Source organism: Paenibacillus sp. FSL L8-0641 (genome assembly GCF_038006265.1).
Lineage (GTDB): Bacteria > Bacillota > Bacilli > Paenibacillales > Paenibacillaceae > Paenibacillus > Paenibacillus polymyxa_D.
This window is the reverse complement of sequence record NZ_JBBOUW010000001.1, coordinates 2,245,495-2,258,608: the sequence shown is the minus strand read 5'-3', so window position 1 is coordinate 2,258,608 and position 13,114 is coordinate 2,245,495. Positions and strand designations below refer to the sequence as shown.

The 13,114-nt window shown below is 46.1% G+C and carries 11 protein-coding genes; all 11 read right to left on the bottom strand.

What is annotated here, in order from left to right:
• Window positions 1-64: 64 nt before the first annotated feature.
• The 11 genes from MKY16_RS10315 to MKY16_RS10265 all read right to left on the bottom strand — a co-directional run bounded on the left by MKY16_RS10315 (window position 65) and on the right by MKY16_RS10265 (window position 12,886).
• A complete protein-coding gene (locus tag MKY16_RS10315) occupies window positions 65-1,165 on the bottom strand; it encodes a RodZ domain-containing protein (protein WP_029517040.1) in 1,101 nt (366 codons plus the stop codon).
• Window positions 1,166-1,195: 30 nt separating this feature from the next.
• Window positions 1,196-1,969: a DUF3388 domain-containing protein gene (locus tag MKY16_RS10310; protein WP_013370747.1), complete on the bottom strand. Its 774-nt coding sequence runs from the start codon at window positions 1,967-1,969 to the stop codon at window positions 1,196-1,198.
• A gap of 227 nt (window positions 1,970-2,196) precedes the next feature.
• The gene (locus tag MKY16_RS10305) at window positions 2,197-2,451 is read right to left on the bottom strand and encodes a DUF3243 domain-containing protein (protein ID WP_013309950.1); all 255 of its coding nucleotides are present in this window, start codon (window positions 2,449-2,451) and stop codon (window positions 2,197-2,199) included.
• A 102-nt stretch (window positions 2,452-2,553) separates the two neighbouring features.
• The gene (gene ymfI / locus MKY16_RS10300; RefSeq protein ID WP_069011413.1) at window positions 2,554-3,321 is read right to left on the bottom strand and encodes an elongation factor P 5-aminopentanone reductase; all 768 of its coding nucleotides are present in this window, start codon (window positions 3,319-3,321) and stop codon (window positions 2,554-2,556) included.
• A 20-nt stretch (window positions 3,322-3,341) separates the two neighbouring features.
• Window positions 3,342-4,622 carry an EF-P 5-aminopentanol modification-associated protein YfmH gene (gene yfmH / locus MKY16_RS10295; RefSeq protein ID WP_340955233.1) on the bottom strand — a complete coding sequence of 427 codons (1,281 nt, stop codon included), beginning with the start codon at window positions 4,620-4,622 and terminating at the stop codon, window positions 3,342-3,344.
• 2 nt (window positions 4,623-4,624) lie between these two features.
• Window positions 4,625-5,905 carry an EF-P 5-aminopentanol modification-associated protein YfmF gene (gene yfmF, locus MKY16_RS10290; protein ID WP_029517037.1) on the bottom strand — a complete coding sequence of 427 codons (1,281 nt, stop codon included), beginning with the start codon at window positions 5,903-5,905 and terminating at the stop codon, window positions 4,625-4,627.
• Between the two features lie 160 nt (window positions 5,906-6,065).
• Complete coding sequence (gene sleB, locus MKY16_RS10285; protein ID WP_340955231.1) at window positions 6,066-6,917, bottom strand: spore cortex-lytic enzyme; 852 nt, start codon at window positions 6,915-6,917, stop codon at window positions 6,066-6,068.
• Between the two features lie 226 nt (window positions 6,918-7,143).
• Window positions 7,144-9,816, bottom strand: a complete 2,673-nt coding sequence (locus tag MKY16_RS10280; RefSeq protein ID WP_340931978.1) for an FtsK/SpoIIIE family DNA translocase — start codon at window positions 9,814-9,816, stop codon at window positions 7,144-7,146.
• A gap of 103 nt (window positions 9,817-9,919) precedes the next feature.
• Window positions 9,920-10,132, bottom strand: coding sequence for a YlzJ-like family protein (locus MKY16_RS10275; protein WP_023988229.1), 213 nt, complete (start codon window positions 10,130-10,132; stop codon window positions 9,920-9,922).
• Window positions 10,129-10,977: a ClpP family protease gene (locus MKY16_RS10270; protein ID WP_340955229.1), complete on the bottom strand. Its 849-nt coding sequence runs from the start codon at window positions 10,975-10,977 to the stop codon at window positions 10,129-10,131. The genes MKY16_RS10275 and MKY16_RS10270 overlap by 4 nt, the downstream gene beginning before the upstream one ends.
• A gap of 229 nt (window positions 10,978-11,206) precedes the next feature.
• A complete protein-coding gene (locus MKY16_RS10265; protein WP_013309942.1) occupies window positions 11,207-12,886 on the bottom strand; it encodes a ribonuclease J in 1,680 nt (559 codons plus the stop codon).
• Window positions 12,887-13,114: the final 228 nt, after the last annotated feature.

Sequence of the window (13,114 nt, the reverse complement as noted above, 5' to 3'; positions counted from 1 at the left end):
CGGAAAATGAAATGACTGCCTTTCCAGGAATTACAGTCATTAGTATTTCCTCGCACCAAGGCGTTTATTCACCATTAGTAGTTGTAGAATCTGTACCACTTTGTGCTGAATCCGTACTGCTACCTGTCGTAGAATCTGCAGGTAAACCCGTCACCCCTGCACTCGTTCCGGTCGAAGAGGCTTCTCCTTGCTGTATCAGTACACGAGTAGTCGATTTATTATCTGTTATCGGTTGACCTGCTACGGAAATATCTGTGGCAGAAGACCGCCCTGATTTGATATATAAACCTTCTGGACCAATATCGAAAGACATGGCATCTCCACTTTTAGTCATACCATAACTCAGCTTTTCTCCACGGGAATTTTCTCCCTTGTACACTTCAAGCCAGCTTTCACCCGTAGCTTTAATATCAACCTTGGCTGTGGCTCCCGTTGCACTGGAAACTTTAAAAATCGTCGTCTTGCCTTGCTTGCCGTCCTGTGCCACAGTTACACCTTGTTGTGGAGTAGTCGTATCCGGCTGTTGTCCAGTATTTGGAGTAGTAGCATCCGTATTCCCCGTACCATTTGGCTGAGTTTGCCCGGTTTGCCCCGCACCAGGAGTCTGCCCACCAGCACCATTTGGAGCCGTCGTTTGACCATTGTTCGGCTGTGTCGTAGTGGTATCAGGAGTAGACGTGTTTGGTGTTGTACTCGGTGTTGTACTTGGTGTTGTACTTGGTGTTGTACTTGGTGTAGTAATCGGTGTTGTGTTTTCTGCTGTTTTTGGAGTTGAATGGTTGTTGCTCACCCAATAAGCATAAATAACCCCAACAATGAGAACTAGAAAAAGCCACATTAACGCTGTAGGCAACCATTTAAGATTACCAATCGTGGCGGGACGGCTGGAGCGTTTCTGTGTAACAGGCTCCATGACTGCTTCCGGTTCAGGTTCAGGCACATTGCTTTGATGCCCTTCCAGAATCTCATCAGGATTCAACCCGACCGTTTCAGCATATGTTTTAATAAAAGCTCTGACATAAAAGCTTCCCGGCAGCACTTTGTAATCGCCCGTCTCAATGGCTTCCAGATAACGTTTGCGTATCTTCGTCATTTCCTGAACATCGTCAAGGCTCAATCCTTTTTGCAGCCGGGCCTCCTTTAATTGCTGACCCAGTTCTGACATGTCATCATCTCCTTGTGTAATTACGCTTATTTAAAGATCTTCTGTATAACTGGCTGTAAAGGTATCATAAATAATTTCCTCAGCCGGATTATTGCGAAGTTCAATAATGATATTGAAATCGTCAAAGCTGTATCCCGACTCACGTACAAATACATCAGGATGCTCAATCACTTTAGTACTTGGCATGCTCATAATTTCCTGAAGCAGGTGATAATGTCTTTCATTTGACCGAATTGTACTCACAATACCATCAATAATAAACACATTGTTTGGGTTCATTTCTTCTTCAGAGAGCTGACTGCGTACCGTCTGTCTTAGTAGCGTCGAAGATACAAAAGTCCAACGCTTCATTGCGCATACACTACTGGCAATAATGGATTCCGTTTTGCCCACACGTGGCATCCCGCGAAGACCGATCACCTGATTGCCGTCCCTCTTTAATACTTCACCCAAAAAATCGACCAGCAACCCAAGCTCATCGCGTGTAAAGCGAAATGTTTTACGATCATCCGAATCCCGATCGATGTAACGGCCATGTCTTACTGCCAATATATCAACCAGTCTCGGAGCACGTAAGGCCGTGACTGTAATGTTGCTCGCTTTTTTTAACGTGTCTCCGAGAATACGTATCTTCTCATCATCGTCTGTTTCAAGCAACATTCCCCGTCTTTCACCTTCAACACCGTTGATCGTCAGTATATTAACCCCCAGAATACCAAGCATGGAAGCAATGTCTCCCAGCAGTCCGGGTCGATTTTTATGTATCTTGTACTCCATGTACCACTGTTTCGTTTCTTCCGTCACGTTAGCACCTCATTCACATTCAAACCGTCAACAACTCCAAATCAAAGCATTATTGTATCATAAAATAACATCTTTCGACAAAACCAATTATTGAAATTTGATAGGCTGCATTGTGTTGTAAGCCTCAATCACGTTTATGATATATAAATTACAAGGGAATTACAAGAACAGCTCTGTAACCATTACAGAAAAGCCCCCAAAAGGGAGCTTTTCATGTTGGTTCTTACTTATGCGTTGCTCTTGGCCAATTTAACCATTAGCCGGGCGATGGTGTGACGCTCGTCCTCATCGGCAACTCCCCACAGTTCTTTCAATGCGCGGTTGGAGTGGTTGGCTGGATCGACCTTCTCATCCAGAAAATCACCGATTTCATAAGCAAGCTCTGAAATGGTATCTTGGCTGATTCCCAGCTTCTCCGCTTGCTCTACACGCTGACCGAGGAACTTTTTCCAAACATCAAAATTCTGAACAACTGTTGACATACTTAAATCCTCCTTAGATGATTCAGATTTAAAATCAACAGTTGTAATATGCTCTTCTCAGACGCTTACTATACTGGTGGATTCCTCCAAGCGCTATTTCCCTTAAGTCACCCATCCTCCGTTAGGACTTATGACCTGGCCATTAATATAACCTGACTCAGGAAGCGCAAGAAAATAAACCAGGGATGATATCTCATCAGGTCGAGCCAATCGTCCGGCAGGAATTTCTTCTTCCAAACTGGTAATTTCGCCTTCATCTAAATGATCCAGCATCGACGTATTCACTGCACCTGGAGCTACTGCATTCACTGTCACCCCGGAAGGTGCTACTTCTTGAGCCAGCGCTTTAGTGAAAGCGTTAATGCCTCCCTTCGTGGTGGAATACAACACCTCGCACGAAGCCCCACATATCCCCCACACGGAGGAAACATTCACAATGCGGCCATAGCGTTGGGAAATCATATGTGGCATAAAAACCTGCGTACACAGAAAGGTTCCCTTAACATTGACTGCCATCACTTCGTCCCATTCCTCTTCCGAAACATCTGTCAACAGCCCATAATGAGATAATCCGGCGTTGTTCACAAGAATATCCGGCTTCATCCCGTGATTATCCAGCTTTTCCCGCATGCGTTCGATCTGCTCCTTGCTCCGCAGATCCGCAGACACGGTCATTACCTTGCCTGAATAAACCATGCAACGACGGGCAACTTCATTTGCTTTTTCATGGGACTTCATGTAGTGAATGACCACATTCATCCCTACAGCTGCAAAACGCTCAGCAATAGCCGCACCAATTCCGCCACTCGCTCCTGTAATCAGCACAGTTGTATCGCCAATCGCTTTTAATTCTCCGCCCTCAGTGGTCATCGTTTCCCTCTCCCTGGACATTACGGACTCACCACTAGTGATATTGCGAGTTGATCCCACTGGATATGGTCTTTCAGACGGCGATTTACATCCTCAAGCGTAATACTTTCATAAATCGGAAGCAGTTGGAAAAAATCACTGCCCCGGAAGCGATGTCTTGTAAATTCATGCGCAATATTTTCTGGTGAATTGAGTGTACGCAGATAACCACCGATTTTCTTTTTGCGTGCCCGTTCAAAATGTTCTGCTGCGAAGCCCTGCTTCTGGATGGACTCCACCTCTTCACGTATTCTCGCCAACAGCCGATCCGGGTCTTTGGTATCTCCACCGATTGCGGAAAATGCATATTGCTGCGTACTATTGTACTCATGGCCAAAACTGTCCGAAATCAGATCCTCATCGTAGAGCTTTTGATACAGTTGTGTACTGGAACCAAATAGGAGATCAAGCATCAGCTTGGTTTCCAGATCATGACGAAGCAATTCTTCACCCGTTAAGCCTACTTCAGCCTCCTTGAATCCAAACAGTAGCTTTGGCAGAGAAACGGCCAGCTTCACCTCACGACGTGGTTCTGCAACTGTAGTGGGTTCATCGTCGAAAATCCGCTCAATCTCTCCCTGCGGCTTATAGTCCTTTTTGGCCTGATTGTTACGTACCAGCTCTATTACTTCAGCTGGATCCACTCCTCCCACTACAAAAAGAATCATATTGCTTGGGTGGTAGAAAGCTTCATAGCAACTGTACAGTGTTTCCTTTGTAATCGTACTGATGGATTGAATCGTACCTGCGATATCAATATGCACCGGATGGACCTTGTACAACGCCTCGATCAGACCAAAGTAACTCCGCCAATCGGGGTTATCTTCATACATATTGATTTCCTGGCCAATAATGCCTTTTTCCTTCTCTACATTTTCATCTGTAAAGTAAGGATGTTGAACAAAATTGACCAGCGTGGTCAAATTTTCTTGAATACGCTCAGTTGCCGAAAACAGATATACGGTTTGATCAAAGCTCGTAAATGCGTTCGCCGATGCACCATTAGAGGAAAAGGTAGCAAAAATATCTCCTTCAGGCTCTTCAAACATTTTATGCTCCAAAAAATGGGCTATGCCATCCGGCACCTTTACGGGCTGTTGACCTTCTACGCGGAAATGATTATCAACCGAGCCGTATTTAGTCGCAAATGTGGCGAACGTCTTCTGAAAACCCGGTTTGGGCAACACATAAACGTGTAAGCCGTTATCCATTACTTCATAGTACAGCGTTTCCTGCAAATGCTCATAAGGTATATGCTCCACCGTTATTCCCCTTTCTGGTCTCTCAAGAAATAAATAGTGTCCAGTCGGAACGTCCGGGCGGCATCCTGAACATCCTGCACCTTGACTGCCTCCACCTGACTCAGCAGCTCATCTACCGTCCGCTCTTTACCGGAAAGCTGTCTGTTAAAATCATAGGCGATCATCTCAAAAGCGGAATCCTGCATCTCCTTCAGCAAGTTGCGAATCATCGCCTGCGTTTGGGTCATTTCCAGCTCAGTAATCGCTCCGTTTTGCGTATCTTCCAGTTGCTTGCGGATAATAGTAACCGCTTTTTCATAATTAGGAATTTCAATACCAGATTGAATCGTACCAATCCCTTTATGCCCGTCATATCGCGATGAAGCGTAATACGCCAAACTTTCCTTTTCCCTTACATTAACGAACAGCTTTGAATGCGGATACCCGCCCAGAATGCCATTGTACATCAGAGCGGATGCATAGCGATCGTCACCATACGTAATAGGGGTCCGCAATCCCATGTTGAGCTTGCCCTGGTTCACATCAAGACGCTCTACAACAGTTTGAACATCACGCTCTACCGACTTGGGCTGTTCCGGAACATACCCTGCTTCCGCTGAACGGTTCAATTGAAAATAGCGATCAACAAACTTCTCAACTTCTTCTAGCGTCGTATCTCCCACAACGTATAAATCCATGCTGGCATGATTCAGCCATTCTCCATAAGCCTCATACAAGCTCTGTGCATCTATACTGTCCAGATCAGATCGTTGACCAAGAGGGTGCAGACGATAAGGCTCATCTTTGCACATTTCCTCCATGCAGCGCTCACCAGCATAACGTATTTTATCGTTAACTATAGATTCCAGCTTCTTGCGCACATTTTCTCGTTCCTGCTGAACGTATCCAGTTTGAAATGCATCATTTTCCAATGCAGGCTTCGTCAGCACTTCTCCAAGGAAAGCAAACGAACGATCCAGCAAACTATCCGGACTGTTTACAAAGCTGTCATTAATCGTATCCATGCGAAATTGCACGATCTGATAATCTCCACGTTTATACACATCGAATCCGAAACCTGCGCCATACAATTGCTCTAACTGTTCTCTGAATTGTGTAGTCTGCGGATACGATTCTGTACCCCGGCGCAGAACGAAAGGTACCAGCCCCACTCGAGTTACGGTTTCCTCCCGTAGCGGAGTGCCTACATACAATGATATAGCAAACGTCTTAAAGCGCTTGGTTGGCAGTACATGAATCCTCAGTTGTCTGCGTGTGCCACGCTCGAAACCTGTTTTGTTCAAGTCCAAAACTCCTTTGTGACGTCAATTGGCGTCTAGCCTTTGATTAGCATTAGCTGCTGTAAATCGTCCTCCTGTAAAGAGGTAAAGTGTACCAATCTTTATTCTAACCATGCAAAAGCCAAGAAGCAACCGGAGACAAGCTCCCGGCTGCTTCGGCGTTTTACATGCAAAAAATATGTTCCCCGATGGTTTTCACCTGCGGACGGGTCCAAATCCATTTGGAGGTGGCTGTTTTTGGATTAAAATAATAGAGACATCCTCCGCTTGGGTCCCAGCCGTTCAGCGCCTGTCGTACTGCCTTCTGTGCAGTTTCATTCGGCGTAAGCCAGATTTGTCCGTCTGCTACAGCTGTAAAGGCCCCCGGCTGGAAAACCACCCCAGATGGTGTATTTGGAAAACTAGGTGATTTAACCCTGTTCAAAATAACCGCCGCCACGGCAACCTGCCCTTCAAAGGGCTCGCCACGGGATTCACCGTAGACCGCATTAGCCAAAATCTTAAGATCGTTTGCAGATAGTCCCATGGTGTTGGCCGAACCCATTGTTTCATCATTTTGATCCGCTTTATCATTATTGTCCGCTGTGTGTCCCTGAGCGGAACCTTGATTGTTACGATGCATAGGAGTTTCCGTTGGCTTCCAGTTAGGGGTAGCATTCACCAGCTTTAATTTCGTCTTTGCTCCGACCACTCCATCGGGACGGATACCAAATTCCTTTTGAAAACCTTTAACAGCTTTTAGTGTACTGCTGCCAAAATGGCTGTCCACTTTCCCGCCAAAAAAGCCCAGCAACTTCAAACGTGATTGCAACTCATATACATCCTGACCGTAAGATCCAAAATCAACCGCTCCCGAGCTGAATGTCGGCTCGGATGGTTGCGCCGCTTGTACTTTCTGCTGTGTGCTGAGCGACTCTGCTTGCTGCTGTGCAGAGTCATTTTTAAAAAGTCCTGTGTACGTAATAGCCGAGGCTGCGAGGATACCCGTGCAAATCCAGACCATTGTCTTTTTCATATGCTGCGCTCTACCTTTCTTTTGTGGGATTAACAGGATGGCTACGTTTATTATGACAAGCTCCGCTTAAAGCTATTCACCCTTTTAATCTTCTTTCAGCAGGTAGTCGCCACACCTCAAAAAAACATCACAAAAAAACGCTGTTTGTACACTTGGAGTTGTCATTTTAGAACAACTACCTTGCGAACGAACAGCGTTTTAATGTAGTGCTGGATAGAGATAATGCTTAGGAACTAACTTTATTTTGCTGATATTGCTCCATTGAGATAAGAACCTCACGGGGCTTGCTGCCCTCGTAAGGGCCGATGACTCCGCGAGCTTCCATGGAGTCAATCAGTCGAGCAGCACGTGTATAACCGATCCGCATACGGCGCTGAAGGAGCGAAACGGAAGCTTGTTTAGCCTCTAAAATGATGTTGACAGCCTGATCGTACAGCTCATCCAGCATTTCATCTGCATCAGCCGATACCTCTTCCACCTCCGGCACTAGCGTCTCATCATACTGCGCTTCACCCTGTTCACGTACATAGTTAACAATATTTTCGACTTCTTGATCGCTCATGAACGCTCCCTGAACGCGGACTGGTTTAGAAGCACCCATTGGCATGAACAGCATATCACCACGTCCGAGCAGCTTCTCGGCTCCACCCATATCCAATATAGTACGGGAATCTACCTGCGAGGAAACGCCGAAGGCAATACGTGAAGGAATATTGGCTTTAATTACCCCGGTAATTACGTCAACCGAAGGTCTTTGCGTTGCAATGATAAGGTGGATGCCTGCTGCACGCGCCATTTGGGCAAGTCGTGCAATCGCATCCTCCACATCTCCCGCAGCTACCATCATTAAATCTGCCAACTCGTCCACAATAACGACGATGTAAGGCAGAAATGCATCCGGGTTATCTTTCATCAAATTATTGTATCCCTCAATATTACGGGTTCCTGATTTGGAAAATAACTCATACCTTTTTTCCATTTCAACTACAATTTTCTTCAATGCAAGTGAGGCACGCTTTGGATCAGTCACGACCGGAGCCAACAAATGCGGGATTCCGTTGTACACGTTCAACTCCACCATTTTAGGATCGACCATCAAAAATTTGACCTCATCCGGCTTTGCTTTGTACAAAATACTCGTGATGATCCCATTGATACACACTGATTTACCCGAACCTGTTGCCCCAGCTACAAGAAGATGGGGCATCTTGGCCAAATTACCGACAATCGTCTGTCCTGCAATATCACGTCCGAATGCAATAGACAAGCTGGAAGCTGACTCCTGGAAAACGGTTGTCTCCATTACCTCACGCATCGTTACAATGGAAACTTCATTATTCGGAACCTCAATTCCGATAGCAGATTTTCCAGGAATTGGAGCCTCCATACGGATATCTTTGGCAGCAAGCGCAAGCGCAATGTCATCCGTCAGACTCACAATACGGCTGACCTTCACTCCAATGTCCGGCTGAATTTCATAACGTGTTACGGCAGGGCCACGGACAACCTCCAGCACCTTCGCCCGCACACCGAAGCTTTCCAGCGTTGCTTCCAGTTTGCGTGCCGTTTGCATATAATCCTTTTGTCCCATACCTTTGCCTGCATTTTGTGGTTTAGCAAGCAAACGAAACGATGGTAGCTTGTACGGTTTAGGCGGCGGCGGAGCCGGGATAGCTGTATGGGTACCTTCAACCTCTTCGCCTGCCACCCCAGTTGCAATCGTCTGAGCTTGTCCCTGAGCACCTTCTAATGTCCCCTGGATCGTAGTCGAATCATCCATATCCTTATTCGCATTGGCACCCACAAAGTCATCATCCAGGGGTTCGTCAATAACGGAAGTCGTCTGCTCTGCCCCTGTCAGGGACTCTCCAAATTCAGCTTCCGTTCTTCTTTCCTCATGCTTTACTTGTTCGAAGAAATCCCTAATAATCGGCGACCTTTTTACCGGAATTGCAGCTTCCTGCTCAGCGTGTTCGACTACGTCAGACACCTCTTCACTCTGGTTGCCGTTTCTCCACTGGGCCTGCGCGTCCTCAGCTTCATATGGAAAATCATGATCATCCTCATCGACGGAATGCTCTTCCTTGTCCGCTTTATCTGAATTCTTAAGACCAAACAACTGAAAGAAAATCGGTTGTTTGCGTGCAGGAGGCTGCATTTCGTCAAAGTCATCATCCATGTCTTCCTCATAGGCAGGAATCGGCTCAGACTTGATCTTTCTATTTCCATTACCTTTGCTAGATGCCGAAAGCGGAGTAGCTTTACCAGTCCATTTTTTGCGCACACTTCCCCCAGCTGCTAGCAGCTTGGTTTTTACAATCCGCACCAAATCCACATAGGACAGTTGGGTCATCAGCATGAAACAAATGACGAACATAACAATCATGATCAGTTTAGCTCCCGTGAGACCAAACAGCCACAACAGAACAGTAAGCTGCAACGCGCCTACGTAACCCCCGCTGATATCCTTGTTCAGCATTGAGGAATGGCCCTGCTGATCAGGCGACAGCAACTGCTCGCGCATATCTATATGTATCTGGGTCATCACTCCGCCCGGCTGAAGCGCGTTGATCGGCCCCAAACGCTGCTCCATAGATGAAATAGAACTCATAAGTGTAAAGGCAAATACCAACAGGAGCAAACCCGTTTTACGCGAGTTCCACTGGTTCGGCCACTTGCGGTGAATCATCACCATCAGACCATAATAAATGCCAATCAGAGGGATAACAAAATAGAATTTCCCCAATACGAGCCCAAACATCTTGGATAGCGACCGACCAACTGCCGCTTCACCCGACAACGCAATGACCGCTAATGTAATCAGCACAATGCCGTAAATTTCAAATTTTAGAACTCCGCCAAATGCGGCTTTCTTTTTTCTTTTTCTTCTTCTGGACATACAAGGTCACCCCCCAGAAGAATATTATACCACGTCACCCGGTATCCGCACATATGTTCTTTTTCAGCAGTAAATGACCGATTTCTATACTATTCGACACCTTCTACGACCATTCGATGACTTGACCGGGTCCATAACGCGGATTCAGGTAGGCTTCCAGCGGGCAGTCCAACAACCGTACAATGATCCCCCGACGACTTTCAAGCGGCTGTACCTGCATAAGTAGACCGTCTACTCGAACCTCTGCAAGCTCCTCAGCCTCTTTCCACATCCCTTGCCACACCATTTCCATTGGCATTACAGTATATAATGTCATTGAGATAGCTCCCCGCTATGCTCCCCTGACAGTGTCTCTGTAGGAGTTCCTGTGGCACTGGGAATAAAAGGAGCATACGGAGCCTGCTGTTGGATCCCAGCGTTCCCGTTTTGCTGACGCCGCGTTTCAATAATGGTGTTCAGCTGTTTTAAAGCCTCTCCGATCCCTCCAACCGCGTCCATCAATCCATACTTCACTGCATCGGCTCCCCCAACCGCTGTACCAATATCGCGGTTTAACTCACCGGTTTTAAACATCAATTCCTTAAACTGCTCTTCTGTAATACGAGAATGAGAAACGACAAAGCGTACGACACGCTCCTGCATTTTTTCCATATATTCAAAAGTCTGTGGGACTCCAATGACCAGTCCGCTCATACGAATAGGATGAATGGTCATCGTCGCACTCTCCGCAATGTAGGAATAAGTGGAAGACACAGCAATCGGCACACCGATGCTGTGCCCCCCGCCTATCACAATGGTCACCGTTGGTTTACTCATCGATGCGATCATTTCAGCAATAGCCAGTCCTGCCTCTACATCACCACCAACTGTATTCAGCAAAATCATTAATCCTTCGATACGAGGATTTTGTTCTGCCGCTACCAGTTGGGGAATAATGTGCTCATATTTTGTCGTTTTGTTTTGAGGCGGTAAAATGAGATGCCCTTCAATCTGACCGATAATCGTCATGCAAAAAATATTGGACTCGCCTCCAGGCATGGAGGTTTGACCCAGTTGCTGCAAAGCCTCCATAGCAGGTAACGCGGGTCTTTGCCCAATTTCTGGTTGATCTGGCGTTTCCGTTTCCTCGTTGCTAGATGATAGATTGCTGTATTGTTCCATATGGGTGATCTTCCTTTCGCTTTACGCATCTATATGACCCGTAGTCACCCTATAGTATGGGATGTAAATGGAATATTTTATACCTACCCCCATGCTTTTCCTTGCCCCGAAAAATCAAAAAAGCCTCTCCTTCCGCGGAAACCGTCCAATATTTCCTGCGGGAAGAGAGGCGACTGTGTGCCTGTGACTTAAGTTTTTAATTCAGGTTTTTGAACAAATTTCAATTGAATCACACTTCCATTATAATTGGCAGGATCATCGGTCTGCGACGAGTTTGCTCATACAAGAAGCGACCCAGTGCATCCTTGACATTTGTCTTGAGGGAAGCCCATTCATTTACATTTTCACTCATGAGCTTATGCAGGGTACTTGAGACAATACGATTCGCTTCATCAAGCAAACCTTCCGATTCACGGACATAAACGAAACCGCGGGAAATGATATCTGGACCCGATTTAATCGTTCCGTCTTGCTTACTCAGCGTGACAACCACCACCAAAATACCGTCCTGTGACAGCAATTTACGGTCGCGCAATACGATATTTCCTACATCCCCTACGCCTAGTCCATCGATCAGTACGTTACCTGCTGTAACTTTACCAGCTCTGCGTGCTCCGCCATTCTGAATTTCAATGACTTCACCGATATCCGTGATGAAGATATTTTCAGGCTCAATACCTACGCCTTCAGCAAGAAGGGCGTGACGACGTTGCATTCTGAACTCACCATGAATTGGCAAGAAGAACTTTGGTTTCATCAGATTCAGCATCAGCTTAAGTTCTTCCTGGCTTCCGTGTCCAGAAACGTGAATACCTGGATTAGCTGCGCTGTAATATACATTGGCACCCAGACGGAACAGTTCATCAATTGTGCGTCCAACGTATTTTTCATTACCCGGTACCGGAGTAGCTGCAATGATGACTGAATCCCCTGGAAGAATGTCAACCTTTCGATGTGTGGAACGAGCCATTCTTGTCAAAGCGGACATCGGTTCGCCCTGACTGCCTGTGCAGAGAATAACTACACGGTCCGCTGACATTTTGCCAACTTCTTCAGGCTCAATCAGCATTCCATCCGGAATTTCCAAATAGCCCAAGTCCGAAGCAATGCCTACGACATTAACCATGCTTCGACCAATAACTGTTACTTTACGTCCCGTTGCTTCAGCAGCATTAATTACCTGCTGAATACGATGTACGTTAGAAGCAAAAGTGGCTACGACCACACGCTGTCTCGACTTGCGGAAAATGTCTTCCAGCACAATACCAACGCTCTTTTCCGAAGGTGTAAAGCCCGGTTTCTCGGCATTCGTACTGTCTGACAAAAGAGCCAGTACGCCACGTGTGCCAATTTCAGCCATACGCTGCAAATCTGCATATTGTCCGTTCACCGGAGTATGGTCAAATTTGAAGTCACCAGTATGAACAACAGCGCCTTCAGGAGTATCAATACATACACCTACAGAATCCGGAATACTATGGTTGGTTCTGAAGAAGGTTGCTTTTAGTGTGGAACCCAGCTTGATTTCGGAATCAGCATTGATCAAAATACGTTTGGTTTCACCAAGCAGATTCGCTTCCTTCAGCTTGTTTTCCACCAATCCCAGCGTCAATTTGGTACCATATACTGGTACATTCAAATGTTTCAACACGTAAGGCAAACCGCCGATATGGTCCTCGTGACCATGAGTCAGCACAATGCCTCTTACTTTGTCGCGGTTCTCTGTAAGGTAGGAAATATCAGGAATAACGATATCAATGCCCAGCATGTCCTCTTCCGGGAATTTCAGACCGGAATCCACCACGACAATGTCATTGCCGTATTGAACGACATACATATTTTTCCCGATTTCACCGACGCCGCCCAAAGCGAAAATCATCAATTTATCGTTGTTTGTTTTTTTAGACAAATGAATCTAAACCTCCTATGGTAGTTGGACGTCGTACCTTGATTTGTTATTTAATTTTCAAAAAAATACCGCACCCAGTCACTTGACCCCATTATACATGATTAAAATACGAAAAAACAAGTCATCCTGTTCGTTACGCTAGGTTTCCCATTGCCGTCTCAAACCATTAGTATCTGTCATTTTATCTATATGCATGGTTAAAAGCACAGCAAAAAGGACGTCCTATAA

What these genes read in the sequence shown, in the direction of transcription:
- MKY16_RS10315 (WP_029517040.1), bottom strand. Translation starts at nt 1,165, where the DNA reads ATGTCAGAACTGGGTCAGCAATTAAAGGAGGCCCGGCTGCAAAAAGGA.
- MKY16_RS10305 (WP_013309950.1), bottom strand. Translation starts at nt 2,451, where the DNA reads ATGTCAACAGTTGTTCAGAATTTTGATGTTTGGAAAAAGTTCCTCGGT.
- ymfI (WP_069011413.1), bottom strand. Translation starts at nt 3,321, where the DNA reads ATGACCACTGAGGGCGGAGAATTAAAAGCGATTGGCGATACAACTGTG.
- sleB (WP_340955231.1), bottom strand. Translation starts at nt 6,917, where the DNA reads ATGAAAAAGACAATGGTCTGGATTTGCACGGGTATCCTCGCAGCCTCG.
- MKY16_RS10280 (WP_340931978.1), bottom strand. Translation starts at nt 9,816, where the DNA reads ATGTCCAGAAGAAGAAAAAGAAAAAAGAAAGCCGCATTTGGCGGAGTT.
- MKY16_RS10275 (WP_023988229.1), bottom strand. Translation starts at nt 10,132, where the DNA reads ATGACATTATATACTGTAATGCCAATGGAAATGGTGTGGCAAGGGATG.
- MKY16_RS10270 (WP_340955229.1), bottom strand. Translation starts at nt 10,977, where the DNA reads ATGGAACAATACAGCAATCTATCATCTAGCAACGAGGAAACGGAAACG.